Below are 25,940 nucleotides of genomic sequence, written 5' to 3'. Positions count from 1 at the left end.
CCGTCGGGCGTCACCCTGGGAGCGATTCCGCAGGGAGGCGTAGGCCGGACGAGGACTTAGCGACCAGGGTGACGCCCGACGGCTCCCCTGCCTCGAGGCCACCCACCCGATGAGCGAAAAAAAGGCCTACCCGCTGCGCGTGAGCGCAGCTGTCCTCGAGGCCATGCAGGCGTGGTCCGAGGACGAGTTGCGTTCGCTCAACGCGCAGATCGAGTACGTATTGCGCGACGCGTTGCGGCGCGCGGGGCGCCTCAAACCGACGAAGGTCCAGCCGGTGGACGATCCCGAGGATTGACGCGGTCGCGTTGGCGAAGCGAAACGCTCATGGCGACCCAGCCGGCGATGAAGGCGACGCCGCCCACGGGCGTGATCGCGCCGATCACGCGTGGCGCGCCGAGCGCGAGGGCGTAGAGGCTTCCGGAGAACAGCACGATGCCGACGGCGAACAAGCCAACCGCGGCGGTACGCGCCCTGCCTTCCGGCAGGCATGCCGCCGCCACGAGCAAGGCCAGCGCGTGCCAGAAGTGGTACTCCACGCCGGTGTGCCAGGTGGCCAGCGCCGATGCGTCCAGCACGCCGCGCAGCGCATGCGCACCGAAGGCGCCCAGGGCCACGGCGGATGCGCCCGCCAGGCCGGCGAGCAGTGCGGCGGCGGTACTGACATGTTGTCGCATGAGCGGGGGTTCCTCGGTGGACGTGCCTGTTCCCCGGCGCGGGTGGCGTATCCTGCGCGGGATATCTCGCGGAGTGTCGCATGAAGTCGTCCACCTGCCGCCGGTTCGTCCTGGCCCTGATCGCCTTGCTCGCCATGGCCGCGCTGAGCGCATGCCAGCGGGAACCGCAGCCCGAATGGCGGCTCACCGATGTATCGGGCCATCTGCCTGACCTGGATTTCAAGCTCACCGACGACAACGGCAAGCGCGTCACCGGCGCCGACTACAAGGGCAAGGTGGTGCTCATGTATTTCGGCTATACGCACTGCCCCGATGTCTGTCCATTGACACTCACCCAGTTGCACGTGGTGCTCGACCGCCTCGGCGCGCCGGCGGACAAGGTGCGCATCCTGTTCGTCAGCGTCGACCCCAAGCGGGACACGCCGGCGGTCATGCACGACTACGTGAACGCCTTCGACAAGCGCGCCGTGGGGCTGGTCGGTTCCGATGGTGACGTGGAGGCGCTGGCAAAGCGTTACCGCTCGGCCTTCACCCGCGAGCCCGACCGCGCCGACGGCAACTACGAGGTCAGCCACAGTTCCGCCATCTACCTGTTCGACGCCGAAGGCAAGGCACGCTTGCTGGCCACGCCGTCCGCCTCGCAGGACGACATCGTTCACGACCTTCACCTGCTCACGTCGCTGGAGACCCGTCCATGAGGTACCGCTCGCTCGCTGCCGCCTTGTTCCTGCTTGCCGGAACCGCCGGCATCTCGCACGCCGCGGACACTACCGGCGTGCAGGTGACCGGGGGTTGGTTGCGCGTCCTGCCGGGCAGCCTGCCCGCCGGCGGCTATGTCACCTTCGACAACACCACGGACCGCGCACTGACGATCGTCGGCGCGGAAAGTCCGGACTACGCCGAGGCGATGATCCACCGCAGCAGCACGGAAGGCGGCATGGGACGCATGGAGATGATGGACAGCGTGGCGCTGCCCCCGAAAGGCAAGCTCACCTTCGCTCCCGGCGGATACCACGTGATGCTGATGCAGGCGAAGCACCCGGTGAAACCCGGCGAGAAGGTGACGGTCGCGTTCAAGCTGTCGGACGGCGGGACGATTCCCGCGACCTTGATCGCGCGACCCGCGAATGCCAGCGGCCCGACGGACTGATAAAGCCGTTTTCTTGGGCTAATTCACTGCTGAGGAAGTGAGCTCTTGCAGGAGCGGCCCTTGCGGGGAACGAGACCCTTGTGGGAGCCGCTTCAGCGGCGATGGGTGCTTGCCTCGAACTGGCCCGCTGCCGCGGGATCGCCGCTGAAGCGGCTCCCACATAAGCAGGACCCACATAAGCAGCACACACATAAGCGGCACCCACATAAACCGCTCCCGCACGAGCCAAAGGCTTGGCCCGGCATCACTTGACCAGGAACTCCGCCGGCGCATCATGCGCGCCGATCTCCTCGCGATAGAGCTGGTCGACCTCGGCGGCGTCGGGGCCGTCGCGCAGCCAGGTTTCGAGGCGATCGATCGCGGAGGCGTCGCCGTATACGACCACCTCCACGCTGCCGTCGACGAGATTGCGCGCATGGCCGGTGAGTTCCAGCGACATCGCCTGCTCGCGCGCCGACGCGCGAAAAAACACGCCTTGCACCTTTCCCCCGACGACGAACCGCGCGGCTTTCATGTCACGACCCCTTGGCGATGGCCTCGTTGAGTTTTTCCGCCGTGACCGGCCCCACGAAACGCTGGGCGACGTGGCCGTCCGGCGCGATCAGGTAGGTGGTGGGCAAGCCCTTGGGCGAATCGAAATCCTTCGGCGGCGCGGTGACGTCGACCTGCGCGATGGGATACACGACGGGATGCTTGCGCAGGAAGGCGGTGATATCGCTGGCCTCGGTATCCTCGAACGCGAGACCGATCGCGGAGACGTCCTTGCGGCTCTTCACGAAGTTGGAGATGTCCGGCATTTCCTTGATGCAGGGGACGCACCAAGTTGCCCAGTAATTGACCACGACCCACTTGCCGCGCTGCGCGGCAAGGTCGAACGGCTTGCCGTCGAGCGTGGTGACCTTGAGTTCGGGTTTGGCCGCCGTGGCGGCGATCGTCGGCGTGACGAAGGCGAGGGCCGCGATGGCAAGCAGGCGGGGGATCATGCGGGGGTGTCCTCGGTGGGGGCGGGGATAGGCGTGGGTGGAAACAACTGGTCGAGGCGCGCGCCAAGCGTGGCGTCGAGTGCCAGGGCCAGATTATCCAACAGGCTGAGCAGCTCCGGCGGCAATTCGATGCCCAGCCGCTCCACCTGTTCACGCGGCCGCAGGGGAAGACGGTACTGCGTGCAGCGATACACGCGCAGCAATTCGGTCGCGTCGAGGCTGCGACTGAGCAACCAGCCGCCGGCTTCCCCACGCTGGATCATGTCGGCGCGTTGCAGGTCGTCGAAATAAGCTGCGATCGCGCTCGACGGCAGGTACGGCTCGCGCAGGCGCACCGTGGCGGGGTCCACGCTTTCGCCCGAACGCTGCGCATCGACGAAATGCTGCAATACGACCAGCAACCCGATGAATTCGGCACCTTCCGGCAGCGCCTCGTGGGGCACGGTGTATTCGAAGGCGGAAATGGACGCCGCGATGGAAGCACCGAGGATCACGATGATCCATGACAGGTAGATCCACAGCAGGAAGATCGGGATCGCCGCGAGCGCGCCGTAGATCTCCTCGTAGTTGGGCGAGTTGCGAATGAACTCGGTGAACCCCCAGCGTGCGAACTCGAACAGGATCGCGCCCAGCAGCGCGCCGATGGCCGCGTGCCGCCATGAAACGCGACGGTTGGGCACCATCGTGTACATGAGCACGAGCGTGACGAAGGTGATCACGAAGGGCAGCAGGTTGAGCAGGCTGCTCTGCGTCGCGATCTGGTCGGCCGCCGCATGCAGCATCGGGAGCGCGGTGATGTACGAGGACAAGGCCAGCCCGCCGACGACCAGGATCGGGCCCAGGGTCAGCGCCGCCCAGTACAGCAGCAGGCGTGAAGCCCAGCCACGCGGCTTGCGCACGCGCCATATCCGGTTGAGGCGGTCTTCGATGCTGATCATCATCGACACGGCGCTGAACAGCATCACCAGGATCGAGATGCCGGTGAGCTGGCTGGCCTTGTCGGCGAAGGCCAGCATGTACTCCTGTATCTTCATGCCGGTGGCCGGCACGAAATTCTGGAACGCGTAGTTCGCCAGCGAGCCGCGCCATTCCGCGAACACGGGAAAGGCCGAGAGGATGGCGAAGATCGCCACCGTGAGCGGCACCAGCGACACCAGGGTGGTGTACGAGAGCGCGCCGGCGGTCTCGAAGCACTTGTCGTCGACGAAGCGCAGCCAGGTGAAGCGCGAGAAACTCAACGCGCGGTCGCGATCGATGCGCAGTGGCATGTCCATCCTCATCCAGTCCCAAACGATTGGGAACGCGTGGCAGTTCTGCGAGACTAGCGCCTTCGCAAAGGCGGCCATCCATGTCCCACGACGTCCTCGTACTCTACTACAGCCGTAGCGGCCACACGGCCCAGCTCGCCCGTTTCATCGCCCGCGGGATCGAGGAAGTACCGGGCATGCGGGCGCGTCTTCGCCAGGTACCCCCCGTGGCGCCGGTCACCGAAACGGCGATGCCGCCGGAACCCGAGGAAGGCGCCCCCTACGTGACGCGCGCCGACCTGGTCGAATGCGTGGCCCTGGCGATGGGAAGCCCCACCCGCTTCGGCAACATGGCCGCCCCGCTGAAGCATTTCATCGATACCACCGGCGCGGAATGGGCCTCGGGTGCGCTTTCCGGCAAGCCAGCGGCCGTGTTCACCTCGACCAGTACGATGCACGGCGGCCAGGAAGCCACCCTGCTGTCGATGGCCCTGCCGCTGCTCCATCACGGCATGCTCATCGTCGGCATCCCCTATACCGAACCGGCGTTGAGCAGCACGACGACCGGAGGCACGCCGTATGGCGCGAGTCACGTCGCCGGCAGCCGCGGCGACAACGGCATCAGCGAACACGAACGTGAACTGGCGCGGGCGCTGGGCAAGCGCCTCGCCGACGTCGCCCGGCGTCTGGGCACCCCCGCGTGAGCCAGGCCTCGAGTACCACGCAGAAGGTCGGGCTTGCGGCGTGGGCGGCCCTGCTGGCCTTGCAGCTGCTCTGGTACACCCTGTATCCGCCGGTATCGATCCCGACATGGGTGGCGTTCGCGCTCACCGTGCCGCCCTTGCTGCTGCCGCTGCTCTCGCTGCCGAACGTCACCCGCGCCCTTCTGTGGGTCGGCATCCTCGCCCTGTTCTATTTCTGCCACGGTGTTTCCGAGGCATGGAGTTCCACGGCGGACCGCTGGCTGGCGGTCGCGGAGATCGTGCTCACCCTGCTGCTTATCGGCACGCTCGGCGTGGGCGTCCGCCGCCGGCGCTGATCCCGGCGCGGCGCATGTTGCGCAGCGTATCGACGGACGGACGAGGCCGGTGCAGGCTAGGCCTCGAATCCGACGACGACGAGGACGCCACGATGGGTTTTGTGCAGGAAGCGCCGCGACTGGCGCATCCCTTCCGCGACGACCGCGTGCTCAACGCGTGGCTGGGCCATACGCTGCCCGCCGACCGCCTGGTGGCGATGCGTCCCGACCTGGAAGCGCTGGCCGACTACGCCGTCATGGCCTGGGACCGTCGTGGACGCACGCCGCGCGGCGAGCCCGTCCTTACGCAGTGGGACGCGTGGGGCTCCCGCGTCGACCGCATCGCCCTGACTACGGCCTGGGAAGAAGGACCCGGCCTGACGACGAAGCACGCGGTGCTCGCCGCCGGGCACGAACCGTCACGCTGGGCGCGCGTCGAGGAATTCGCACGCGTCTACCTCTATCACGTTGCCAGCGAATTCTATTGCTGCCCGCTGGCGATGACGGATGGCGCGGCGACGGCGTTGCGCGCCTCGGGTAACGCAGGCCTGATCGAACGCGCGCTGCCGCATTTCCTCAGCCGCGATCCGGCCACGTTCTGGCTGTCGGGCCAATGGATGACGGAAACGCCCGGCGGTTCCGATGTCGGGCGTACCGAAACCACGGCCCGGCAGGATGCGAACGGCCAGTGGCGACTGTATGGCCGCAAGTGGTTCAGTTCGGCCGTCGTGGGCGAGGCGGCGCTCGCGTTGGCACGTCCGGAAGGCGCCGGCACGGGCACGGCGGCGTTGGCGCTCTTCTACGTCGAGACGAAGGACGAACACGGCGCGTGGCGTGGCATCACCATCGACCGGCTCAAGAAAAAACTCGGCACCCACGAACTGCCCACCGCCGAGATTCATCTCGACGGCCTGCCCGCGACACCCGTCGGCCCACTGGACCATGGCGTTCGCCAGATCGCCCCGATGCTCAACGTCACGCGCACCTGGAACGCCGTGTGCGCGGTGGCGAGCATGGCGAGGGCGATCGCCCTCGCTCGCGACTACGCCCTGCGGCGCAGTGCCTTCGGGCACCGCCTCATCGACCATCCCCTGCATGCGCGAACGCTCGCGGACATGCAGGCGGAATACGAAGCCGCCTTCTCCCTCACCTTCCACGTCGCGGAACTGCTGGGTCGCACGGAACACGGCGAAGGCGAGATCCAGGATGCCGCCCTGCTGCGCCTGCTGACGCCCCTGGCGAAACTGTGGACGGCGAAGGTCTCGATCCGCGTGGTGTCCGAGGCCCTGGAATGCTTCGGCGGCGCCGGCTACATCGAGGACACCGGCCTTCCGCAACTGCTGAGGGACGCGCAGGTATATGCGATCTGGGAAGGCACCACGAACGTGCTTTCGCTGGACATGCTGCGCGCGTTGCCAAGCGGCCTCGGGCCGCTCAGGCAGGCGATCCGTGCGCTGGTGCCGGAAGGGGCACCGGAGCGCGCGATCATCGCGGGCACGATCGACGCGACGGAAGCCTTGCTGGGCGAGATCGCGGCGGATCGCGCCGCCCTCGAGGCGTCGGCACGCGGGATCGCCTTTACCCTCGCGCGTACGATGGCCGCCGCGCTCCTCCTGCGATCGGCGGCCTGGGCGGCCACCTCGGGCGATCCGCGGCCTGCGGCCGCGGCCCGGCGGTTCATCGCCCACGGCCTGGACCGGCTGGCGCTACCGGAAAACGAGCAGGACATGGCCCTGGCCTCGGACGCGCCAGAGGCAGGCCTTCATCGCTGAGGCGGCTCATCCGGGACATGCGATGTAGAATGCCGGCTCCGCTTCACCCCGCTTCCCAGGTCAATCATGCAGCAGCTCACCATCGTCACCACCGGCGGCACCATCGACAAGGTGTATTTCGACGACAAGTCGGACTACCAGATCGGCTCGCCACAGATCGGCGACATCCTTCATCAGTTGGGCGTCGCCTTCCGGTTCGACGTGATCCCCATCCTGCGCAAGGACAGCCTGCACGTGACCGATGAGGATCGTGCGCTGATCCGCAGCACGATCGAGGCACAGCCGCATCGTCATGTGCTGGTGACGCACGGCACCGACACGATGGTCGAGACGGCCCACGTACTGGCCGGCATTCCCGGCAAGGTCATCGTGCTCACCGGCGCGCTCAACCCCGCGCGCTTCCAGGGTTCCGACGCGGTGTTCAACATCGGTTGCGCCGTGGGTGCGGTGCAGACACTGGCCGATGGCGTCTACATCGCCATGAACGGCCGCGTGTGGGATCCGGCCACGGTCCGCAAGAACCGCGACGCGAATCGTTTCGAGGCCATCTGAGCGAGGGGCGGGCTCCACGCCGCCTCAACGCCGCGCGCGATCCTCGACCACCGCATCGACGGTCGCGCCGGCATCCATCAGGCCCGCGCCGCAACCCTTCGGGCAAGGTCCCGGAAGGGGCCGCGCATTATCGACCAACTGCCGTGTCACGTCGTCGACACCGATGACGGGGTCGGCCGAGCGCATCAGCGCGACGAGCGCCGCCACCTGCGGTGCCGCCATCGAGGTACCTGCGAGATACGCGAAGATGGAACGCTCGCGACCGCGTTTACCCGCGTCGACCGTGGACACGATGTCGTCCGCACCGCGTTCGCCCAAACTGCCGCCGGGCGCGGAGAGCGTGACGCGCTCACCGTGATTGGAATACCACGCCATCGAGCCATCACGCGCCAGGCCCGCGACCGTGACCACGCCCGGGCAGTTCGCGGGTACGTTGGTCGAGGCCTTCGCCTGATCGTTGCCGGCGGCGGCGACCACCACCGTGCCGCGTCCGCGCGCCTGTTCGATGGCCCGTGCGATCGCGACGCCGCAGGCGCCAGGACCACCGAGACTCAGGTTGATCGCATCGGCACGACGTTCCACTGGCGGCACGCCCGGCACCGTACCGCCGCTGGCCCAGACAACCGCATCGGCGACGTCCGAAATCCGCCCGCCGCAATGACCGAGCACGCGCACGGGTAGCAGCTTCGCTTCGGGCGCGAGCCCCACGATGCCCGGCCGGTTGCCGGAACGCGCCACGACGAGGCCGGCCACGTGCGATCCGTGCCACGACGAGGGGACGACGCGCGCCGAGCCACAGTCGCCGGCATCCCTCCAGTCACCTTCGTCGGCGGGATTCGCATCGCGGCCGTCACCGTCGCGCGCGGCGGCGGCATCGCTCACGAAATCGTAGCCGGGCAGCAACTGGCCATCGAATTCGGGATGCGGGGTAATGCCGGTGTCGAGCACGGCGACCACCGCCCCCGCCCCACGCGTATGGCGCCACGCCACTTCGGCGTCCACGCCCACCTTGGGATCGTGCATGTACCACTGCCGTTTCCATAGCGGGTCGACGATGGCCGTGGCGGTGACGACGAGGTCTTCCTCGACGGCGGCGACGCCCGGCAGACCGGCGAGACGGGACACGTCGCCGCCGTGCACCTGGAAGAGTTCGCCGCCCGCCGCCAGTGAACGCACATGCCGTGGCGCGTCGAGCCGCGCGGTGCCGGCCATCGAACGGGACGTGCGCGCGGCGCGCGCCGAATCCGCGTCGACGAAATGAACGATGTAACGGGCCTCGTCCGCAGAGGCGGACGGAGAGAAAACGAGCGGGACGAAAACGACGAGGTGGGCCAATCGCATGGGGATGTTCCTTCGATGGCGCAGCGAGGCTGCGGGGATCGAACGAACGTAAGGCCGCGACGGTGGAGCGCCTACCCGACCCTGCCCACCGGGACACGTAGGAAAAACCAGTGCAAACGAAAGAGGCCCGGGCGCTAACGCCCGGGCCTCGTCGAACGCACGTCGATGCCGTCGCTTACGGCGTCCAGGTCGCCTTTAGGGAGACGCCGGAGAACGTGGTATAGCCACGGACCTTGACGTAGTAGGTGCCGGCCTGCGGTGCCGCGAACGTGCAGGTCTCGTTGTTGCCGTTGAGGTACGGACGGCAGTTGTAGCTCGAGGTCGTCGGCGCGGAGCCGAACTTCACGTAGAGATCCGCATCGCCCGTGCCACCGCTGGTGACGATGGACAGGTTCGACGCACCGGCCGCGACGACGACCGTATAGCTGAGTTCGGTACCCGAGCTTCCCGCCAGGCCGGTCTTGGCCACGCCGTTCTGCAACTGCGTACCGCCACCACCACCGGTCGAGCAGGTCACGCCCACCGCCGTGAACGCCGCGGCGACGTCGGTCGCCGAGTAGCCCAGGTCGGTCGCCGCGCTCGCCACGCCGCACGCACCGCTGTTGAACGTGGAGCTGGCCGTCCAGTAGAGGGCGTTGGCACGGGCGAAGGCCTTGAACGCCTTGACCGTGTCCCAACCCGTTTTCTTGGCCAGCACGCAGAACGCCTTGTTGTACACACCCGAGGAGTAATGCACGTCCAGGCCGTTGTAGTAATCGGCCGCGTTGTCGATCGAGCCGCCGTCCTGGGTCGGGTTGCACATGTAGCGCAACGCGTCGCCGATGCCGGCGCTGGTCTTGACGATGTCCGAGCCGACCAGGAAGTCGTTGCTGCCGCGGTCGTAGTACTCGGCCGCTTCACCCGCGATGTCCGAATAGGCCTCGTTCATGCCGCCGGACTGGCCGCTATAGGCGAGGTTCGAGTGCTGTTCCGTGTACCCGTGGCTGATCTCGTGCGAGGTGACGTCGAGCGCGACCAGCGGATAGAACGTGCTGGCGCCGTCACCGAACGTCATCGAGCTGCCGTCCCAGAACGCGTTCTCGTAGTTGCTGCCGTAGTGCACCTTCATGATCAGCACCTGGTTCAACGGTGCCGCGCCGGTGTAAGCGGTGTACATGTCATGGACCACGCCGCCGAAGTGATGCGCGTCGTTGATCGGGCCATAGGCGCCATTCACCGCGTCTCCGCTGGAGTTGAAGCAGGTGAAGCTCCACAGCGTGCCGCTGCCGGAGGTCGCCTTCTTCATGTTGTACGACTTCACGTACGCGTTCTGCGCCGTACAGGTGGTTCCGGATTGCGTCACGCGCAACGCGGGCAAGCCGTTCGCACCCCAGGTGTACTGGCCGACCTTCTGGTTGCCACCCGGGCCGGTCGCGTCCACTTCGGCGTTGGTGAGGCCTTCCCACTGCTCGATCACCTGCCCGGTGTTGGCATCGATGATCGCCGTCGGGCGGGTGGGACGATCGCCACCGGAGAAGAACGAGGTCAGGTACACGAGGCGTGCCGGGGCGCCGTCCACCGGATATACGTACAGATCGGCCTTGGCGTTTTCAGGCTTGACCGTCGCCGCGGTCAGCGTGCGCGCCTGCTTCATCAGCGACGCGATCGCACTGGCCTGGTCGATCTTCGGCGTCACCGAGGTGAGATCGACCTGCAGGTCCGAGGTGACGATACCGTTGGCGACCAGCGCGTTGCCCTGGGCGTCCTGCTCCACGGCGATGCTGCGTCCATAGACCGGCACGCCCTTGAACGTCTGTTGCATGCGTACCGTCTGGGTTCCCTTCACCGTCGGCAGCGCATTCCTGGCCACGAACGCATTGTCCGCGGAAAGGCCGAGCTTTGCCGCCAACTGGTTGGCGGGGACGGCTCCGAGGTTCTGCGCACGGAGCGCCTGCTCGGTGCCGGCCGTGGCCACCGAAGTAGCCGCGATAGCCAGCGAAGCGACCAGGAGTTTCAAGCGAAAATGACTTGCCATTACGTTCCTCCTCCGGGAATGGGCCGCACGAAGCCATTGCGGCCGTGGGGACCACATTCCGAACGATATGAATTCGCGCCGCGGCGCGATGCCCGTTTTGTTCCGACTCGACGGCCTCCCCGCCGCAAGTCACGGTCAACCTAGCGCAAGATCTCGCGGTCGACTACCTAGGGATTTCCCTAGGCCGAAGGAAAATGCGACGCAGGTGGCGTCAGAGCATGCCGGTTTCGAGCTTCGCCGCGTCCGACATCATCGAATGGTTCCAGGGCGGATCGAAGACGAGGTCGACATCCGCCTCGACCACCGTCGGGATGAGTTCGAGCTTGGTGCGCACGTCGTCCACGAGGATATCGCCCATGCCGCAACCGGGCGCGGTCAGGGTCATCTTCACGTAGGCGCGGCGGGCCCCCTCGTCCGTGGTCTCGAGTGTCACGTCGTAGACGAGCCCCAGCTCGACCACGTTGATGGGGATCTCAGGATCGAAGCAGGTGCGGAGTTGCTGCCAGACCAGTTTCTCGACGTCCTCGTCGGAAGCGTCGTCGTCCAGCTCGATGGCCTTGGGCGGTTCCTTGCCCAGCGCGTCGGCGTCGTTTCCCGCGATCCGGAACAGGTTGCCTTCCACGTACACGGTGAAACTGCCACCCAGCGCCTGGGTGATGTAGCCGATCTGCCCGGCCGGAAGCGTCACCGTCTCGCCCTGCGGGACCATGACCGCCTGGCAGTCACGCTCGAGGGTGAAGGGCTCGCTGCTGAGGCTGAAACCGCTCATTGCTGTCCTGTGAAGGCCGCGCCGCGGCCGCAAAGTCGTCGATTATGCGCCCGCCGTGGACCGGCGTTAAGCGTCTACCGGCTCTAACGTCGGGGCTGCGGCCTACGCCCTCAAGAGCGCCGCGCCTTCCCGCCCGCTATCATGGCCGCTTTGCCCGATCCAGGATCCCATGCGCGACCTGACCGATACCCATGCCGGCTGAGCGTATTCACCTTTCCGGCTTCCTTTTCGGCCTCCTCTGCGCCGTCATGTTCGGCTTCGCCGTGGGCGCCGTCTGGATGGTGCCGTCGATGATGTTCGGCCGCGCCCTGCCCGCCCTGGTGCTGCCCGCCGGCTGGATATTGGGCGTGGTGGTGCGTCGCTGGTTGCGTTTCCGTGGCGCCACGGGTGCGCTGCTGGCCGCCGTGGCCACCTTGATCGCCGCCGCCTACACGGCCTGCCTGGTGGCTGCCGCGTCCATTTCGGGAATGATGGGCGTGGGCCTGGCCCAGGCCATGAGCGATGCCGGGCCGGCCATGCTGATCGAGTTGGCCCGCCTGGCCCAGGGGCCGGGTGACATCGTCCTCGCCCTGGCGGGCGCCGTACTGGCGGCCCTGGTCGCCTGGCCCCTGCGCGCTCGCGGCCGTCACGCCCATTGACTTCATAAGCCGTAAATCCCTTGCCCCGGAAGATATTGCGCGAAACAAGCAGTCAACCGGCGGTCGCCGACCGCGTTAACCGGAGTAGACCAGGCCGTATGGAGCACGAGGATGCGAAGACCGACGACGCGGGGAAGGCCGTGAACGCCTCTATCGCGATCGACAGCGCATCGCTCGACGACCTGCGCGAAGTGCCCGCGAGCATGGATGCCTTCCTCGCATCCATCGAGCGCCGTGCCTGGCGCATGGCCGAGATCCATCTGGGCAACCGCGAGGACGCGCTGGACGCCGTGCAGGACGCCATGTTGAGGCTGGTCCGCCATTACGGCGAGAAGCCCGCTGAGGAATGGACCCCGTTGTTCTGGGGCATCCTGCGCAGGCGCATCGTCGACCTGCAACGCCGTCGCAAGGTGCGCTCGATCGTGGTGGGTTGGCTGGGTGGCGGAAAGGACGACGACGGCGACGACCTGCCGAGCTGGGAACCGGCCGACGACAGCCCGGACCCCTCGGCGCGGTTGCAGGACTCACAGGCCTTCACGGATATCGTGGCCGCCGTGCGCAACCTGCCCCGGCGCCAGCGCGAAGCCTTCACGCTTCGCATCATGGAAGGCCTGGACGTGGCCGAGACGGCGGCAGCCATGGGCTGCTCCGACGGCAGTGTGAAGACTCACCTTTCGCGCGCGATGCATTCGCTGCGCGACCAACTGGAGGCATGGCGATGAGCCAGCACGATCGGGAACTCGAACGCCGCGCCAGGGACCTGTACCTGCGCGCCAGCCGTGACGTGGATCCGGCCGTGGCCGGCCGCCTGCGCGCCGCCCGTCGCACCGCGCTGGCCCAGCCTGCCGAGTCGCCGGTACGGCGCCTGATGTTGCCGGCGGGCGCGTTCGCGGTGCTCGCCCTGGCCACGTTGATGGTCTGGCAGCCCGGCGTGACGCCCTCGGCGCCGCCCGCCGTCCGGCAGGCGGCCGATGCCGACCCCAACGACCTGCCGCCGGATGCCGATGTCGCCGATCCGGCGTTGTACAAGGACCTCCAGTTCTATAGCTGGCTGGCCTACAACGACACCCCGTCCTCGTCCCGCAAGTGATTCCCATGCGCCGCGTTCCGCTCGTCCTCGCCATGTTTCTCGCACTGATGGCCCCCCTTGCCGTATCGGCGCAGGATCGTCCACCGCCCCCGCCGCCGGGCGAGGGGGAACCGCTGCCACCGCCGCGTCCGTGGAGCGCGCTGTCGCCCGACGAGAAAGACATCCTCGCGCCGCTGGCCGGCGAATGGGACAGCTTCCCTCCCCAACGCCAGTCGAGGATGCTCGACAAGGCGCAGCGCTGGCGCGGCCTGCCGCCGGAACGCCGCGCGGAAATCCGCGAGCGCATCGAGCGGTGGCAACACATGACGCCCGAGGAGCGTGCCGAAGCGCGCAAGAACCGGCAGAAGTTCCAGGACCTCACGCCCGAGCAGCGCGCGAAATTGCACGACGCCTTCGAGCGCTTCCGCAACCTCTCGCCGGAACAGCGCCGCCAGTTGATGGACAAGTGGCGGCAACAGTCGCCCGAGCAACAGCGCGAAGCGATCGACCACCTGGGACCGAACGACGCCTTGCCGCCGCCCCCGCCACCGCCCGATGGGCACAGGCCGCCCCCGGATGGCCCCCGGCCTCCGGACGGCCCGCGCCCACCCCCTGGCGACTGAAAAGGCACCGGTAGCCCGGTGCTGTCGTGGGAGCCGCCTCAGCGGCGATGGGTGCTTGCCTCGACCTGGCCCGCTGCCGCGGGATCGCCGACAAGTCGGCTCCCACAGGTCTCTCCCACCAGGTCTCTTCCTAAACTGGTCTACTCGATGCTGTGGCGGGATCGATGCTGTGGTGGGAAGCCGCTTCAGCGGCGATGGGTGCTTGCCTCAACCTGGCCCGCTGCCGCGGGATCGCCGACAAGGTCGGCTGCCACAAGGTCTACTCCCACCGGGGCGGCTGCCGGGTAAACTAGGGGGATGACCTTGACCGCCCTGGCTTTCCTCGACGCCCGCCGTTCGGTGCCTTCGCGCCAGCTCGGCGAACCCGCCCCCGATGACGCCACGCTGCGCCGCCTGCTCGAGGCCGCCATCCGCGTGCCCGACCACGGCAAGCTGGAGCCCTTCCGCATCCGCATCCTCCGTGGCGAGGCCAAGCTGGCCTTCGGCCGAACACTGGCCAGGCGCGCGGTCGAGGCAAACCCCGACCTGTCCGACGCGAAGCGCGAGAAGGAGCAGCGCCGTTACGAGCACGCGCCGCTGGTGCTGGTCGTCTCGGCCCGGATCGACGAAGACAGCAAGGTTCCCGAGCTCGAACAGAACCTCGCCGCCGGCTGTGTCGCCTACAACATCCTTCTCGGCGCGCAGTCGCTGGGCTACGGCGCGCAGTGGCTGACCGGCTGGGCCGCCTACGACCGCGACGTGGCGAAGCTGCTGGGCATGAAGAAGAACGAGCACGTCATCGGTTTCATCCACGTCGGCACCCCCGTCATGGAGGCGCCCGAGCGCGACCGCCCCGCCTACGACGACATCGTGAGCACGTGGGAACCGTGAGCGGCGATTCACTCGTCCACCTGGTCGACGGCAGCCTCTACGTCTTTCGCGCCTGGCATTCGATGCCGGACGAATTCCACGACCACGAAGGCGAGCCGGTCAACGCGGTGCAAGGCTTCACCCGGTTCCTTTGCGAATTGCTCGAGCGCACCCGCGCGGAACACATCGCCGTGGCCTTCGACGCGTCGCTCACCACCTCCTTCCGCAATGCGATCTATCCGGCCTACAAGGCGAACCGCGATCTGCCGCCACCGCAGCTCGTGCGCCAGTTCGCGCTCTGCCGCGAGATCGCCGCGGCGCTCGGCCTCACCGTGCTCAACGACCACCAGTACGAGGCCGACGACCTCATCGGCAGCGCCCTCTGGGGGCTGCGCTCGCACGGGTTCCGCGGCGTGATCGTTTCGGCGGACAAGGATTTCGGCCAGTTGCTCGGTGAGTTCGACGAGCAATGGGATTTCGCGAAGAACGTTCGCTGGGGCGCCGCCGGCGTCTTCGAACGCATGGGCGTGCATCCGCACCAGGTCGCCGATTACCTCGCCTTGTGCGGCGATGCCGTGGACAACATTCCCGGCGTTCCGGGGATCGGTGCCAAGACCGCCGCCGCGCTGCTCGGTCACTTCGGCAGCCTCGACGCCGTCCTGGAACGCATCGACGAAGTGCCCTACCTGCGCATCCGTGGCGCCGCGGCCTGCGCCGTCCGCCTGCGCGAGCATGCCGACCAGGCGCTGCTATGCCGCCGCCTGACACGCATCGCGCTGGATATCGCGGTGGCCGACACGGCCGACGCGCTCAGCCGGCGCGCCGGCGATGCATCGGCCATCGACGACCTCTGCGAGCGCATCCGCTTCGGCCCGTTGACGCGCACGAGGCTGCGCGCGCTGATCTGATCCCCCGACGTCACACGGGCACGATACTCTTGTGCGGATACTTCGCCGTCCCCTCAAGGAGCCCACCCATGCCGACCGGTCCCCTGCCCCACGCCTCGCCCGTACCCGAAGACGCCGCCGCGCCCGAGGAAACGCTGTACCAGGGCAAATGGCTGACCATGAAGAAGCGCGGGCGCTGGGAATACGCCGTGCGCAACAACGCCGGGGGCGCGGTGATCATCCTGGCGGTGACACCGGACGACAAGGTCGTCTTCGTGGAGCAATACCGCGTCTCCATCCTCGCGAACACCATCGAGATGCCAGCCGGCCTGGTCGGTGACATCGTCGGCGCGGAGGACGAAGACGTCCTGATCGCGGCCCGGCGTGAACTGGAGGAAGAAACCGGCTACCGCTGTGGCCACCTCGAGTTCGTCCACGAAGGGCCCTCGTCGGCCGGCATGAGCACCGAGATGATCGCCTTCGTCCGTGCATGGGACCTGGAGCGTGTCGGCCCGGGTGGCGGTGACGAGACCGAGAACATCATCGTCCATGAGGTTCCGCGCGCCGAGGCCGGCAAATGGCTCTTCGACCGTGCCAAGGAAGGGTTCTCCATCGACGCCAAGCTGTTCGCCGGGCTCTGGTTCATCGATCACCCCGAGGCCCACATGCGTTGATGTCAATTCTTGTCCTGCCGGGCTCCCACGGGTAGCCTTCCCTCTGCCTTGTCCGGCGTCGCCCATGTCCGTCCGTTTCGCCCATCTCCACCTGCACAGCGAGTATTCGCTGGTCGATTCGACCATCCGCATCAAGCAGCTGGTCGCCGCGTGCGTGCGTGCGGGGATGCCGGCGGTCGCACTGACCGACGAGAACAACCTGTTCGGCCTGGTGAAGTTCTACAAGCAGTGCACCGCGGCCGGCATCAAGCCGATCGCCGGCTGCGACATCTGGGTGTCCAGCCCCGATGATCCGCGCCCCTGGCGCCTCACCCTGCTCTGCCAGGACCGCGACGGTTACCTCAACCTGTCCCGGCTGGTCTCCCGCGCCTGGCGCGAAGGCCAGGGTACCGGCCGCGCGCTGGTCGACGCCGCCTGGATGCATCCGGAGAGCGTGCGCGGACTGATCGCGATCGCGGGACGTGAAAGCGAAGTGGCGCGGGTCGCGCTCGGCGCGGGCCTGACCGCCGCCGGACCGCGCCTGGAGTCGCTGCGCCGGCTGTTCCCCGATCGCCTCTATCTGGAACTCACCCGCACCGGCCGCGAGAACGAGGAACACTGGGTGCGTGCCGCCATGGCGTTGGCCGGCGAGTACGAACTGCCGGTCATCGCCAGCAACGACGTGCGCTTCCTCGATCGCGACGGTTTCGAGGCGCACGAAGCACGTACCTGTATCAACCAGGGCCGCGTCCTCGCCGATCCGAAGCGTCCGCGCGATTACAGCGAAGAGCAATATTTCAAGTCGTCCGAGGACATGGAGGCGTTGTTCGCCGACATTCCCGAAGCGCTCGAGAACACCATCGAACTGGTGAAGCGCTGCAACCTGGAACTGAGCTTCGGTACGTATTACCTGCCGAACTTCCCGGTGCCCGAAGGTCACACCCTCGACTCGTACATCCGCGAGCAGGCGCAACTAGGTCTCGAGGAGCGCCTGCGCAACCACCCGCTGGCGCCGGGGAAAACCCTGGAGGATTACCAGGCCCGACTGGATCGTGAAGTCGACGTCATCATCCGGATGGGCTTTCCCGGCTACTTCCTGATCGTGGCGGACTTCATCAACTGGGGTAAGCAGAACGGCATCCCCGTGGGCCCGGGCCGCGGTTCGGGCGCCGGTTCGCTGGTGGCCTGGGTGCTGAAGATCACCGACCTGGACCCGCTCCAGTTCGAGTTGCTCTTCGAGCGATTCCTCAACCCCGAACGCGTGTCGATGCCCGACTTCGACATCGACTTCTGCATGGATCGACGCGACGAGGTGATCGACTACGTGTCGCGCAAGTACGGGCGCGACCATGTCAGCCAGATCATCACCTACGGCTCGATGGCCGCGAAGGCCGTGCTGCGCGATTCCGGCCGCGTGCTCGGCATGGGTTATGGCCAGGTCGACAGGCTCGCCAAGCTGATCCCCAACCGGCCGCTCGACCTCACCCTCGGCGATGCGCTCGGCCGCACGGAAAAATCGAAGAAAGAACCCGATCGCATCGTCAAGGAATTCTGCGACGTCTACGAGCAGGAAGAGGAACCGCGCCAGCTCATCGATCTCGCGCTGAGCCTCGAAGGCCTCACCCGCAACGCCGGCAAGCATGCGGGTGGCGTGGTCATCGCGCCGACCCCGCTGACCGACTTCGCCCCGCTTTACTGCGAACCGGGTGGCGAAGGCGTCGTCACGCAATACGACAAGGACGACGTCGAAGCGGTCGGCCTGGTCAAGTTCGACTTCCTCGGCCTGCGCACGCTCACGATCATCGACTGGGCGGTGAAGGCGATCAACAAACGGCGGGAACGCGAAGGCGTCGAGCCGCTGGTGATCGAAGCGCTCCCGCTGGACGATCCCAAGGTCTACGACCTGCTGAAGAAGGCGCAGACCGTCGCCGTCTTCCAGCTCGAATCGCGCGGCATGCAGGGCATGCTCAAGGACGCGCAGGCCGACCGCTTCGAGGACATCATCGCGCTGGTGGCGCTGTATCGCCCGGGCCCGATGGACCTGATTCCCAGCTTCTGCGCCCGCAAGCACGGACGCGAACCGGTGGAATATCCGGATCCGCGCGTCGAGCCCATCCTGAAAGAGACCTACGGCATCATGGTCTACCAGGAGCAGGTGATGCAGATGGCGCAGATCGTCGGCGGTTACACGCTCGGCGGCGCCGATCTGCTGCGCCGCGCGATGGGCAAGAAGAAAGCCGAGGAAATGGTCAAGCACCGCGCGACGTTCCGCGAAGGTGCCGCCAAGGACGGGATCGACGGCGAGAAAGCCGACGCGATCTTCGACCTCATGGAGAAGTTCGCCGGCTACGGCTTCAACAAATCGCACGCGGCCGCCTATGCGCTGGTCTCCTACCAGACCGCCTGGCTGAAGGCGCACTATCCCGCCGAGTTCATGGCCGCGACGATCTCGTCGGACATGGACAACACCGAGAAGGCCGTCACCTTCCTCGAGGAAACCCGCGCGATCGGCATCACGGTGCTGCCGCCGGACGTGAACGCATCCGACTGGATGTTCGAAGCGGTGGAACCGCGCGTGGTCCGTTACGGGCTCGGTGCGATCAAGGGCGTGGGCCAGGGCATCTGCGAGGAGATCGTCGCCGAGCGCAAGGCGAAGGGGCCGTTCCGCGGCCTTGTCGATTTCTGCCAGCGCGTCGGCTCGAACAAGCTCAACAAGCGCACGATGGAAGCCCTCGTGCAATCCGGCGCGCTCGATGCCCTTGGCGAAAACCGCGCCACGCTGCTGATGCACATTCCCGAAGCGATGCGCGCCGCCGACCAGGAGGCGAAGAACCGCGCGTCCGGCCAGGTCGACATCTTCGGCAATGCCTTCGGCGCCGCCGAGGCGCCCAGCCTCATCGAACTGTCGGGCGCCGTACCCGAGTGGCCGCTCGAACAATTGCTGCAGGGCGAGCACGACACGCTCGGTCATTACCTTTCGGGACATCCCACCGACCCGTGGAAGGCGGAGCTCGCGCAACTTTCCAGTTGTCCGATCGGAGAGATCCCGCAGCGTTACCAGCCGCCCAAGCCACGACGCAACGACGATGACGACAATGCCAGCCGCTTCCGGCGCGGACCGGAAACGCCGTGGACGGTCGCCGGCATGGTCGTGGGCATGCGCAAGCGCGGCGACAGCGATGCTTTCGTGCAGATCGAGGATGCGACCGGCCTGCTGGAAACCAGCTTCTTCCGTGAAGTATTCACCGAGGCGGCGCCCCTGCTTACGCGAGGCAATCTGATCGTGGTGGAAGGTGGCCTGCGCATCGACGATTTCGCAGGCGGCTACCAGTTGCGTGCCCGCAAGGCGTATTCGCTCGCCGATGCGATGGAGCACTTCGGCCGCCTGCTCACGCTGAAACTCAACGGCGTCGGACCGGACTTCCCCCAGCACCTGCGCCAGGCGCTCATGGGTTATCGCGGCGGACGCACGCCATTGCTGCTCGCCGGTTATCGAAACGCCGTGGGCCAGGCCAGCTTCGAATTGGGCGACGCGTGGCGCGTGCGCGCCCTGCCCGATCTCATGCGCACGCTGCGCACGTTGCCCGGCGTACTCGGCACCGAATTGCGCCTGATACGTCCGGCCGATTGAAACGTGGCCCGGGCGAATCCGCCCGGGCCACGATCGACATCAACGGCGTCGAAGTACCTCGGTACCCACGGACTGCACGAGGTAGACGTCATCCACCTGCACGGTGTCGTGGTTGCCGCCTTCGTTGGCGATTTCCAGCAGGACATGCGCCGGCGCCGCGAACGCGGTGCCATTGACCGCCAACTCCATGATGCTCCACTCCCCGTTACGGGCCATCGTCGTCGCCGAACCGAGCGGGAGGGTATGGGTCGCGGCATCGTCGCTCATCGACAACGTCGCCCTGACCCGGCTATCGCCGTTGTGGGAACGGACACGAAAGCGCAGGACATAGGCGGCATCCTGGGACAACGTGCCGAAATGCGCGTAGACCGCCTGATGGATGCCGGCACCGGTGTAGAGCGAAGCATGGGGATTTCCGGCCGGGTCGTACCCGATGGACGGGAGCCCCGAGGTACGCGTCCAGCCATCCAGGCTGTCGAACTGGCCATTCCTTACAGGCAGGCGGCACGCGTCGGCCTGACTGGACTGCTGGCAGGGTGGCAAGCCGGAGGGATCGGGGCCATCGTTGTCCGCGGCGGCGGTGCCCGCGATCGCGCACAGGGCGATGACGAGCGCAGGACGATAAAGCGACTTCAACGAGATCATGCACTTTCCTTGTGGGAGGTTTCCGGGAACACACCTGGATCAATCCGCGTCGGGCGTCACGCCGGCGGGGGTACGGATGATGCGGACATCGTCGACCCAGAGCATGGTCGGCGTGTTGTTGTCCTTGCGCTCGATACCGATCAGCATCAACGCCTCGGACGGTTCGACGGCGGTCTCGACCTTGAACTCGATATCCTTCCAGTCCCAACCCACGGTTTCATCGGCCGAGGCGAGATAGTGGATCGCGTCTCCCTCCTTCGAGCCGCCCAGCATCAGGGTGGTCTCGACATTGGCCGGCATCGGGCCGGAACCACGCGCGCGAAGCCGGACCGTATAGGTGTGTACCGCCGACGCCGCGCTCGTCGATGCCTGCGGGAGCAATGCCCCCGAAGCCGCCAGAGCGTCCCTCCCCGGCATGGCGAGCACGCGCGAATCCGGCGTGGAGCCCAGATAGGGATGGGGCGAGTACTCGCCGGCTTTCAACACCCATCCCGCGATCGCCTTGGGATCATGGGGGTGTTCGAAATCGCCGTTACCAAGGCCCACACGGCACAAGGTCTGTTTCCCCGCGTCCTCGCACACCGGCATCCCGCTGGGAGCGGCGTCGCGGCGGGGCTGCTTGATGAGGCCCAGGATCGACCCGTTGATGAGCGCTCCGGAGATGGGTACCACGCCGCCCCTGGCCAAGGACATTCCCGCAGGGACATGGCCCGGCGCCATGGTTACCTGCGCTTGCGCGGCGGCACCTGCCTGGCACGTGAGCGTGAGCAGGGCCGAGCAAAGCAACAGTTTCTTCTTCATGATCGTGGATCTCCTTGAGGTGGGGACGGCGCCCTTCCTGGGACGCCGGCCGATGTCATGTTCGCCCGTCGGGCTCGTCCCGGCAGGCGTGGGCATTGCATCAAATCCAGACTGGTACGGGGGCGTGCCTCACAGCGCGCAAGGGCCGCGCCGACAATCAGTTCCGGATAACCTTTCATTCCCGCCCGGACCGCGCACATCCCGACCGGAAAGGCCCCGTCCCGGTTGTCCAGTCAAGTACTTAGCGGATGGGTCTCGCACCGTACCCCGGCGCACACCGGCCTCCCGCGGCACCCGGTATACTGTCGGGTCTTTCCGAACCACCGTTGCCCATGAACCCCAATTTCCTCGATTTCGAACAACCCATTGCCGAACTGGAAGCGAAGATCGAAGAACTTCGCCACGCCAGCAGCGGCCAGGCGTTCAACATCGACGAGGAAGTCGGCCGGCTCAGCGAGAAGCTCAAGGTCAAGACGGCCGAGATCTTCCGCAACCTGACGCCCTGGCAGGTGAGCCAGGTGTCGCGTCATCCGGCGCGTCCCTACACGCTGGATTACATCCAGGCGATGTGCGAGGAATTCCACGAGCTCAAGGGCGACCGCATGTTCGCCGACGACCAGGCCATCGTCGGTGGCCTGGGCCGGATCAATGGCCGCTCGATCATGATCGTCGGCCACCAGAAAGGACGCGACACCAAGTCCAAGGTGAAACGCAACTTCGGCATGCCGCGTCCCGAGGGCTACCGGAAGGCGCTGCGCCTGTTCAAGCTCGCGGAACGCTTTCACATCCCCGTGTTCACCTTCATCGATACGGCGGGCGCATGGCCAGGCATCAATGCCGAGGAACGCGGCCAGTCGGAGGCCATCGCGCGCAACCTGCTCGAAATGGCCGACCTTCGCGTTCCGGTCATCTGCACGGTCACGGGTGAAGGCGGTTCCGGTGGCGCGCTGGCCATCGGCGTGGGCGATCGCACGCTGATGCTGCAGTACTCCACCTACTCGGTCATCACGCCGGAAGGCTGCGCTTCCATCCTGTGGAAGAGCGCCGACAAGGCCAAGGACGCCGCCGAGGTCATGGGCCTCACGGCGCCGCGCCTGCTCGAGAACGGCCTGATCGACAAGATCGTCCGTGAACCGCTAGGTGGCGCGCACCGCAATCCCCAATCGATGGCGATCCGCCTGAAGGCCGTCCTGCTCAACGAACTCGACGCGCTGGAAACCCTGTCCACCGACGAACTGCTGGAAAGGCGTTACAAGCGCCTGCGTGCCTACGGTGCTTTCAGCGAGGGCTGAAACAGGGCGGGGAGCCGAAGGGAGCGAGTGGCACGGCTAGCGCGTACCATCGGCTGACCGCCGACACCGGAGCCCGCCATGGCCAATGACGTCACCCAGAAGCTCGCCGTGTTGATCGACGCCGACAACGCGAGGCCGGCCATCGTCGACGGGCTGCTCGCCGAGGTAGCGAAATACGGCACGGCGCACGTCAAGCGCATCTACGGCGACTGGACGGGACCCAACCTCAACGGCTGGAAAACCGCCCTGCTCGATCATTCGATCCAGCCGATCCAGCAGTTCGCGTATACCACGGGCAAGAACGCCACCGACTCGGCGATGATCATCGACGCGATGGACCTGCTCTATGCGGAACGCTTCGACGGTTTCTGCATCGTCTCCAGCGACAGCGATTTCACGCGCCTCGCGTCGCGCATCCGCGAGGCCGGCCTCATCGTCTACGGCTTCGGCGAGCAGAAGACACCGAAGGCCTTCGTTTCCGCGTGCGACAAGTTCATCTACACGGAAGTGCTGGTGGGCACCGAGCAGAACGAGAACGAGGTCGTGTCCGCTCCCAGGAGCGCGCACGAACTTCGCGGCGACACCAAGTTGATGAACCTGCTGCGCAACGCGGTGGAAGCCGCCTCGGACGAAAACGGCTGGGCCGCGCTCGGTGGCATCGGCAGCATCCTCAGCAAGCGCTCGCCCGATTTCGATTCACGCAACTACGGCTATTCGAAACTGAGCGGGCTCATCAACGGCATCGGCCTGTTCGACGTCGAGGAACGCCAGTTCGGTAACGCGAAGCATCTCTACGTGCGCATGCGCGGCAAGGCGAAATGAGCGCATCGCTGGCCGATCATCTCGATCGCTCGCTGCGCGAAGCGGGAAATCAACCACTCGTCGTCGCCTACAGCGGCGGCCCCGATTCCACCGCGCTGCTGCATGCGCTCGCCGCCCGGATGCCCCGCCCGGCGCTGCGCGCCCTCCACATCGACCATGGACTGCATGCGGAGAGCGGTGCGTGGGCGCTGCATTGCCGGCGGTTCTGCGAATCGCTGGAAGTGCCCTGCGACGTGGTTCGCGTGGCGGTCGACCTGACGCGGGGCGAAGGTGTCGAAGCGGCGGCACGTCGTGCGCGGTATGCCGCCTTCGCGGCATCGCTCCGGCCGGGCGAGCGGCTGGCGCTGGCCCATCATCGCGACGACCAGGTGGAAACCGTCCTGTTGAAGCTGCTGCGCGGCGCCGGTCCGGAAGGCCTCGCCGGCATGCGCGAACGACGCGCTCTGGGCGCGGGCATGTTGTGGCGTCCCTTGCTCGACCTGCCGCGTGCCGCCCTGCTCGACCACGTCGCGGAATATCGGCTGGGTGTCATCCACGACCCGTCCAACGACGATCCACGTATCGCGCGCGCCTATCTGCGCGCCACGATCGTTCCCGCGCTGACCGCGCGCTGGCCCCAGGCGGCCACCAGCATCGCGCACGGTGCCCGCTTGTGCCAGGAGGCGGCGGACACCCTCCGCGAGGCCTGGATGGACGCCCTGCTTCGCCTGGGCGACGAGCACGACACGCTGGACGCCAGCGGCTGGCTCGCCCTGCCGCCGGCATGGCGAGCCCCATTGCTGGAACACTGGCTCCACGAGGCGGGACTGTCCGCACCGACCACGGCGCAGCGCGAGGCGCTGGAACGCCAGGTCCGCGAGGCGGCCGCCGAGCGCCTGCCGCTGGTCGCCTGGGGTGGCACCGAAGTGCGCGTCTGGAAGGGCCGCCTCTGGGCCATGCCTCGGCGCGGCGACTTCGACAGCGGCTGGTCGTCCCCATGGCACGGCGAGCCGCTCGCGCTTCCCGGCGGGGGCATGCTCTCCTTGTCCCATGGCAGGCTGGCCCGCGCCGTGACGGTGCGTTACCGGCGCGGAGGCGAAACCCTGCGCCCCCACGGCGACAAGCACACTCGCGAGCTGCGGGACCTCTTCCAGCAAGCGGCCATACCCCCTTGGGAACGTCCCCGAATTCCACTGGTGGAGACCGATGGCCGCCTCGTCGCGGTCGCCGACAAGTGGCTAAGCGATGAAGGAAAAAGCCTGTTCGACGAGGTCGGCGGACGACCGGTGTGGCACCGCGGCGATTGATCGAAACCGCCATGTGAGCTAGCTTTGCGGCCATGCCGAAGTCCCCCGCCACCCCCGTTCCCGCCTCCTCGATTGCCGAATTCGAGCACTCGCTGGACGAGCTCGAACAGCTGGTCACCCGCATGGAAGGCGGCGAGCTCAGCCTCGACGAATCCCTGAAGTCGTTCGAGCGCGGGATCGGTCTCTACCGGCACTGCCAGACCGCGCTGGAACAGGCGGAACTGCGTGTACGCCTGCTGCTCGATCCTGAAGCCCCCGATACCGCCGAACCCTTTGACTCCCACATCGACTGACCTGCCGGCACCGCTGAAGGCGCTGGTCGTCCGGGCGGACGAAGCGCTCGCGCGCGTCCTTCCCGGCGAAGACCTCCCGCCCGTCGACCTGCACAAGGCCATGCGCTACGCCGTGCTCGGCGGCGGCAAGCGCCTGCGCCCCCTGTTCGTCTACACCACCGGACACGCGCTCGGCTGCGACGGCCCGATCCTGGATGCGCCGGCTTGCGCAGTGGAAATCATCCACGCCTATTCGCTGGTGCACGACGATCTGCCCGCGATGGACGATGACGATCTTCGCCGTGGCCGGCCCACGTGCCATATCGTGTTCGGCGAGGCCATGGCGATACTCGCCGGCGACGCCCTGCAAGCCCTCGCCTTCGAGATCCTCGCCGCCTCGTCCGGTGACGACGACGATGCGCCGCGTCGCATCGCGATGCTGCGGGCACTCGGCGCGGCCTGTGGCGCGGAAGGCATGGCGGGCGGCCAGGCGTTCGACCTTTCCGGCGTGGGACGCCGGCTATCGCTCGAAGAACTCGAGCGCATGCATGCCTACAAGACAGGTGCGTTGATCCGGGCGTCGATCCGCCTGGGCGCGCTCGCCGCGGGCTGCGATGACGAGACGACCCTGGAACGGCTCGACCGCTACGGTCACGCCGTCGGGTTGGCTTTCCAGGTCCGCGACGACATCCTGGACATCGAAGGCGAATCGGCCGTGATCGGCAAGACGGCGGGCAAGGACGCGGCCGCCGACAAGCCCACCTTCCCTTCGATCATCGGCCTCGATGCCTCACGCGTGCGCCTCGCCGATCTTGTCGACGAGGCCCTCGAAGCCATCGAGCCGCTGGGTGAACGCGGCGAATACCTGGCCGAACTGGCCCGCTATTCCGCACACCGCGGCCACTGATCTCCGTTTCGCCTGTGGGAGCCGCTCAAGATGGGAAGCCGACCC

The 25,940-nt window shown here is 67.0% G+C and carries 29 protein-coding genes; 20 read left to right on the top strand and 9 right to left on the bottom strand.

Features of this window, described 5'->3' with window-relative positions:
- Positions 1-109 precede the first annotated feature (109 nt).
- Entirely contained in the window at positions 110-295 is a 186-nt protein-coding gene (locus tag AB6730_RS17310) for an Arc family DNA binding domain-containing protein (RefSeq protein ID WP_371024848.1), read from the top strand.
- Here the strand turns inward: AB6730_RS17310 and AB6730_RS17305 are convergent.
- A complete protein-coding gene (locus AB6730_RS17305; RefSeq protein ID WP_371024847.1) occupies positions 252-674 on the bottom strand; it encodes a DUF423 domain-containing protein in 423 nt (140 codons plus the stop codon). The two genes, AB6730_RS17310 and AB6730_RS17305, sit on opposite strands and share 44 nt — an antisense overlap.
- A gap of 80 nt (positions 675-754) precedes the next feature.
- Between AB6730_RS17305 and AB6730_RS17300 the strand changes: the two genes are divergently transcribed.
- Both AB6730_RS17300 and AB6730_RS17295 read left to right on the top strand, forming a co-directional pair.
- Positions 755-1,372 carry an SCO family protein gene (locus AB6730_RS17300; protein WP_371024846.1) on the top strand — a complete coding sequence of 206 codons (618 nt, stop codon included), beginning with the start codon at positions 755-757 and terminating at the stop codon, positions 1,370-1,372.
- A complete protein-coding gene (locus AB6730_RS17295) occupies positions 1,369-1,824 on the top strand; it encodes a copper chaperone PCu(A)C (protein WP_371024845.1) in 456 nt (151 codons plus the stop codon). Before AB6730_RS17300 ends, AB6730_RS17295 begins: the two co-directional genes overlap by 4 nt.
- Positions 1,825-2,068: 244 nt before the next feature.
- Here the strand turns inward: AB6730_RS17295 and AB6730_RS17290 are convergent, their stop codons facing one another.
- Genes AB6730_RS17290 through AB6730_RS17280 form a run of 3 tightly spaced genes read right to left on the bottom strand, consistent with a single transcriptional unit; the run spans position 2,069 to position 4,075 of the window.
- Positions 2,069-2,338, bottom strand: coding sequence for an acylphosphatase (locus AB6730_RS17290; protein ID WP_371024844.1), 270 nt, complete (start codon positions 2,336-2,338; stop codon positions 2,069-2,071).
- Between the two features lies 1 nt (position 2,339).
- Positions 2,340-2,807: a TlpA family protein disulfide reductase gene (locus tag AB6730_RS17285; protein WP_371024843.1), complete on the bottom strand. Its 468-nt coding sequence runs from the start codon at positions 2,805-2,807 to the stop codon at positions 2,340-2,342.
- Positions 2,804-4,075: a YihY family inner membrane protein gene (locus AB6730_RS17280; protein WP_371024842.1), complete on the bottom strand. Its 1,272-nt coding sequence runs from the start codon at positions 4,073-4,075 to the stop codon at positions 2,804-2,806. The genes AB6730_RS17285 and AB6730_RS17280 overlap by 4 nt, the downstream gene beginning before the upstream one ends.
- Positions 4,076-4,155: 80 nt before the next feature.
- Between AB6730_RS17280 and wrbA the strand changes: the two genes are divergently transcribed.
- The 4 genes from wrbA to AB6730_RS17260 all read left to right on the top strand — a co-directional run bounded on the left by wrbA (position 4,156) and on the right by AB6730_RS17260 (position 7,396).
- A complete protein-coding gene (gene wrbA, locus AB6730_RS17275; protein ID WP_371024841.1) occupies positions 4,156-4,758 on the top strand; it encodes an NAD(P)H:quinone oxidoreductase in 603 nt (200 codons plus the stop codon).
- Entirely contained in the window at positions 4,755-5,093 is a 339-nt protein-coding gene (locus AB6730_RS17270) for a DUF2069 domain-containing protein (protein WP_371024840.1), read from the top strand. Before wrbA ends, AB6730_RS17270 begins: the two co-directional genes overlap by 4 nt.
- Positions 5,094-5,185: 92 nt before the next feature.
- On the top strand, positions 5,186-6,844 hold the full coding sequence (locus AB6730_RS17265) for an acyl-CoA dehydrogenase family protein (protein ID WP_371024839.1): 1,659 nt from the start codon (positions 5,186-5,188) through the stop codon (positions 6,842-6,844).
- Between the two features lie 66 nt (positions 6,845-6,910).
- Positions 6,911-7,396 carry an asparaginase domain-containing protein gene (locus AB6730_RS17260; RefSeq protein WP_371024838.1) on the top strand — a complete coding sequence of 162 codons (486 nt, stop codon included), beginning with the start codon at positions 6,911-6,913 and terminating at the stop codon, positions 7,394-7,396.
- A gap of 24 nt (positions 7,397-7,420) precedes the next feature.
- On the opposite strand, the gene AB6730_RS17255 is transcribed toward AB6730_RS17260, so the two are convergent.
- From AB6730_RS17255 to sufT, 3 genes are all read right to left on the bottom strand, one after another.
- Positions 7,421-8,737: a S8 family peptidase gene (locus tag AB6730_RS17255; RefSeq protein ID WP_371024837.1), complete on the bottom strand. Its 1,317-nt coding sequence runs from the start codon at positions 8,735-8,737 to the stop codon at positions 7,421-7,423.
- A gap of 175 nt (positions 8,738-8,912) precedes the next feature.
- Entirely contained in the window at positions 8,913-10,751 is a 1,839-nt protein-coding gene (locus tag AB6730_RS17250; RefSeq protein ID WP_371024836.1) for a M4 family metallopeptidase, read from the bottom strand.
- 211 nt (positions 10,752-10,962) lie between these two features.
- Entirely contained in the window at positions 10,963-11,520 is a 558-nt protein-coding gene (gene sufT, locus AB6730_RS17245) for a putative Fe-S cluster assembly protein SufT (protein WP_371024835.1), read from the bottom strand.
- 191 nt (positions 11,521-11,711) lie between these two features.
- Between sufT and AB6730_RS17240 the strand changes: the two genes are divergently transcribed.
- The 8 genes from AB6730_RS17240 (at position 11,712) to dnaE (ending at position 19,870) form a co-directional block, all read left to right on the top strand.
- On the top strand, positions 11,712-12,158 hold the full coding sequence (locus AB6730_RS17240; RefSeq protein ID WP_371024834.1) for a hypothetical protein: 447 nt from the start codon (positions 11,712-11,714) through the stop codon (positions 12,156-12,158).
- Positions 12,159-12,256: 98 nt separating this feature from the next.
- Positions 12,257-12,880 (top strand): RNA polymerase sigma factor, encoded by a 624-nt coding sequence (locus AB6730_RS17235; RefSeq protein ID WP_371024833.1) that lies wholly within the window; start codon positions 12,257-12,259, stop codon positions 12,878-12,880.
- Positions 12,877-13,248, top strand: coding sequence for a hypothetical protein (locus AB6730_RS17230; protein ID WP_371024832.1), 372 nt, complete (start codon positions 12,877-12,879; stop codon positions 13,246-13,248). The genes AB6730_RS17235 and AB6730_RS17230 overlap by 4 nt, the downstream gene beginning before the upstream one ends.
- Before the next feature lie 5 nt (positions 13,249-13,253).
- The gene (locus tag AB6730_RS17225; RefSeq protein WP_371024831.1) at positions 13,254-13,850 is read left to right on the top strand and encodes a DUF3106 domain-containing protein; all 597 of its coding nucleotides are present in this window, start codon (positions 13,254-13,256) and stop codon (positions 13,848-13,850) included.
- A gap of 297 nt (positions 13,851-14,147) precedes the next feature.
- Positions 14,148-14,720 carry a nitroreductase gene (locus tag AB6730_RS17220; protein WP_371024830.1) on the top strand — a complete coding sequence of 191 codons (573 nt, stop codon included), beginning with the start codon at positions 14,148-14,150 and terminating at the stop codon, positions 14,718-14,720.
- A gap of 62 nt (positions 14,721-14,782) precedes the next feature.
- Positions 14,783-15,607: a 5'-3' exonuclease H3TH domain-containing protein gene (locus AB6730_RS17215; RefSeq protein ID WP_371024849.1), complete on the top strand. Its 825-nt coding sequence runs from the start codon at positions 14,783-14,785 to the stop codon at positions 15,605-15,607.
- A 68-nt stretch (positions 15,608-15,675) separates the two neighbouring features.
- On the top strand, positions 15,676-16,260 hold the full coding sequence (locus AB6730_RS17210; protein ID WP_371024829.1) for an NUDIX hydrolase: 585 nt from the start codon (positions 15,676-15,678) through the stop codon (positions 16,258-16,260).
- A gap of 64 nt (positions 16,261-16,324) precedes the next feature.
- Positions 16,325-19,870, top strand: coding sequence for a DNA polymerase III subunit alpha (gene dnaE, locus AB6730_RS17205; RefSeq protein ID WP_371024828.1), 3,546 nt, complete (start codon positions 16,325-16,327; stop codon positions 19,868-19,870).
- A gap of 39 nt (positions 19,871-19,909) precedes the next feature.
- Here the strand turns inward: dnaE and AB6730_RS17200 are convergent, their stop codons facing one another.
- Both AB6730_RS17200 and AB6730_RS17195 read right to left on the bottom strand, forming a co-directional pair.
- The gene (locus AB6730_RS17200) at positions 19,910-20,515 is read right to left on the bottom strand and encodes a hypothetical protein (protein WP_371024827.1); all 606 of its coding nucleotides are present in this window, start codon (positions 20,513-20,515) and stop codon (positions 19,910-19,912) included.
- Positions 20,516-20,554: 39 nt separating this feature from the next.
- Positions 20,555-21,316 (bottom strand): hypothetical protein, encoded by a 762-nt coding sequence (locus AB6730_RS17195; protein ID WP_371024826.1) that lies wholly within the window; start codon positions 21,314-21,316, stop codon positions 20,555-20,557.
- A 332-nt stretch (positions 21,317-21,648) separates the two neighbouring features.
- Here AB6730_RS17195 and AB6730_RS17190 point away from each other — a divergent pair, with 332 nt between their 5' ends.
- The 5 genes from AB6730_RS17190 to ispA all read left to right on the top strand — a co-directional run bounded on the left by AB6730_RS17190 (position 21,649) and on the right by ispA (position 25,895).
- On the top strand, positions 21,649-22,608 hold the full coding sequence (locus tag AB6730_RS17190; protein ID WP_371024825.1) for an acetyl-CoA carboxylase carboxyltransferase subunit alpha: 960 nt from the start codon (positions 21,649-21,651) through the stop codon (positions 22,606-22,608).
- Positions 22,609-22,686: 78 nt separating this feature from the next.
- Positions 22,687-23,430 (top strand): NYN domain-containing protein, encoded by a 744-nt coding sequence (locus AB6730_RS17185; protein WP_371024824.1) that lies wholly within the window; start codon positions 22,687-22,689, stop codon positions 23,428-23,430.
- On the top strand, positions 23,427-24,716 hold the full coding sequence (gene tilS / locus AB6730_RS17180; RefSeq protein WP_371024823.1) for a tRNA lysidine(34) synthetase TilS: 1,290 nt from the start codon (positions 23,427-23,429) through the stop codon (positions 24,714-24,716). Before AB6730_RS17185 ends, tilS begins: the two co-directional genes overlap by 4 nt.
- Positions 24,717-24,748: 32 nt before the next feature.
- Positions 24,749-25,009 carry an exodeoxyribonuclease VII small subunit gene (locus AB6730_RS17175; RefSeq protein ID WP_371024822.1) on the top strand — a complete coding sequence of 87 codons (261 nt, stop codon included), beginning with the start codon at positions 24,749-24,751 and terminating at the stop codon, positions 25,007-25,009.
- Complete coding sequence (gene ispA / locus AB6730_RS17170; protein WP_371024821.1) at positions 24,990-25,895, top strand: (2E,6E)-farnesyl diphosphate synthase; 906 nt, start codon at positions 24,990-24,992, stop codon at positions 25,893-25,895. The genes AB6730_RS17175 and ispA overlap by 20 nt, the downstream gene beginning before the upstream one ends.
- Positions 25,896-25,940 lie beyond the last annotated feature (45 nt).

The organism is Luteibacter sp. RCC_6_2, from assembly GCF_041360655.1.
GTDB lineage: Bacteria > Pseudomonadota > Gammaproteobacteria > Xanthomonadales > Rhodanobacteraceae > Luteibacter.
The sequence above is the reverse complement of the archived record's forward strand: the minus strand, read 5'-3'. Positions and strand labels throughout refer to the sequence as shown.

Coding starts and splice junctions, on each gene's coding strand:
- AB6730_RS17310 (WP_371024848.1), top strand. CDS start 110: ATGAGCGAAAAAAAGGCCTACCCGCTGCGCGTGAGCGCAGCTGTCCTC.
- AB6730_RS17305 (WP_371024847.1), bottom strand. CDS start 674: ATGCGACAACATGTCAGTACCGCCGCCGCACTGCTCGCCGGCCTGGCG.
- AB6730_RS17300 (WP_371024846.1), top strand. CDS start 755: ATGAAGTCGTCCACCTGCCGCCGGTTCGTCCTGGCCCTGATCGCCTTG.
- AB6730_RS17295 (WP_371024845.1), top strand. CDS start 1,369: ATGAGGTACCGCTCGCTCGCTGCCGCCTTGTTCCTGCTTGCCGGAACC.
- AB6730_RS17290 (WP_371024844.1), bottom strand. CDS start 2,338: ATGAAAGCCGCGCGGTTCGTCGTCGGGGGAAAGGTGCAAGGCGTGTTT.
- AB6730_RS17285 (WP_371024843.1), bottom strand. CDS start 2,807: ATGATCCCCCGCCTGCTTGCCATCGCGGCCCTCGCCTTCGTCACGCCG.
- AB6730_RS17280 (WP_371024842.1), bottom strand. CDS start 4,075: ATGCCACTGCGCATCGATCGCGACCGCGCGTTGAGTTTCTCGCGCTTC.
- wrbA (WP_371024841.1), top strand. CDS start 4,156: ATGTCCCACGACGTCCTCGTACTCTACTACAGCCGTAGCGGCCACACG.
- AB6730_RS17265 (WP_371024839.1), top strand. CDS start 5,186: ATGGGTTTTGTGCAGGAAGCGCCGCGACTGGCGCATCCCTTCCGCGAC.
- AB6730_RS17260 (WP_371024838.1), top strand. CDS start 6,911: ATGCAGCAGCTCACCATCGTCACCACCGGCGGCACCATCGACAAGGTG.
- AB6730_RS17255 (WP_371024837.1), bottom strand. CDS start 8,737: ATGCGATTGGCCCACCTCGTCGTTTTCGTCCCGCTCGTTTTCTCTCCG.
- AB6730_RS17250 (WP_371024836.1), bottom strand. CDS start 10,751: ATGGCAAGTCATTTTCGCTTGAAACTCCTGGTCGCTTCGCTGGCTATC.
- sufT (WP_371024835.1), bottom strand. CDS start 11,520: ATGAGCGGTTTCAGCCTCAGCAGCGAGCCCTTCACCCTCGAGCGTGAC.
- AB6730_RS17240 (WP_371024834.1), top strand. CDS start 11,712: ATGCCGGCTGAGCGTATTCACCTTTCCGGCTTCCTTTTCGGCCTCCTC.
- AB6730_RS17235 (WP_371024833.1), top strand. CDS start 12,257: ATGGAGCACGAGGATGCGAAGACCGACGACGCGGGGAAGGCCGTGAAC.
- AB6730_RS17230 (WP_371024832.1), top strand. CDS start 12,877: ATGAGCCAGCACGATCGGGAACTCGAACGCCGCGCCAGGGACCTGTAC.
- AB6730_RS17225 (WP_371024831.1), top strand. CDS start 13,254: ATGCGCCGCGTTCCGCTCGTCCTCGCCATGTTTCTCGCACTGATGGCC.
- AB6730_RS17220 (WP_371024830.1), top strand. CDS start 14,148: ATGACCTTGACCGCCCTGGCTTTCCTCGACGCCCGCCGTTCGGTGCCT.
- AB6730_RS17215 (WP_371024849.1), top strand. CDS start 14,783: ATGCCGGACGAATTCCACGACCACGAAGGCGAGCCGGTCAACGCGGTG.
- AB6730_RS17210 (WP_371024829.1), top strand. CDS start 15,676: ATGCCGACCGGTCCCCTGCCCCACGCCTCGCCCGTACCCGAAGACGCC.
- dnaE (WP_371024828.1), top strand. CDS start 16,325: ATGTCCGTCCGTTTCGCCCATCTCCACCTGCACAGCGAGTATTCGCTG.
- AB6730_RS17200 (WP_371024827.1), bottom strand. CDS start 20,515: ATGATCTCGTTGAAGTCGCTTTATCGTCCTGCGCTCGTCATCGCCCTG.
- AB6730_RS17195 (WP_371024826.1), bottom strand. CDS start 21,316: ATGAAGAAGAAACTGTTGCTTTGCTCGGCCCTGCTCACGCTCACGTGC.
- AB6730_RS17190 (WP_371024825.1), top strand. CDS start 21,649: ATGAACCCCAATTTCCTCGATTTCGAACAACCCATTGCCGAACTGGAA.
- AB6730_RS17185 (WP_371024824.1), top strand. CDS start 22,687: ATGGCCAATGACGTCACCCAGAAGCTCGCCGTGTTGATCGACGCCGAC.
- tilS (WP_371024823.1), top strand. CDS start 23,427: ATGAGCGCATCGCTGGCCGATCATCTCGATCGCTCGCTGCGCGAAGCG.
- AB6730_RS17175 (WP_371024822.1), top strand. CDS start 24,749: ATGCCGAAGTCCCCCGCCACCCCCGTTCCCGCCTCCTCGATTGCCGAA.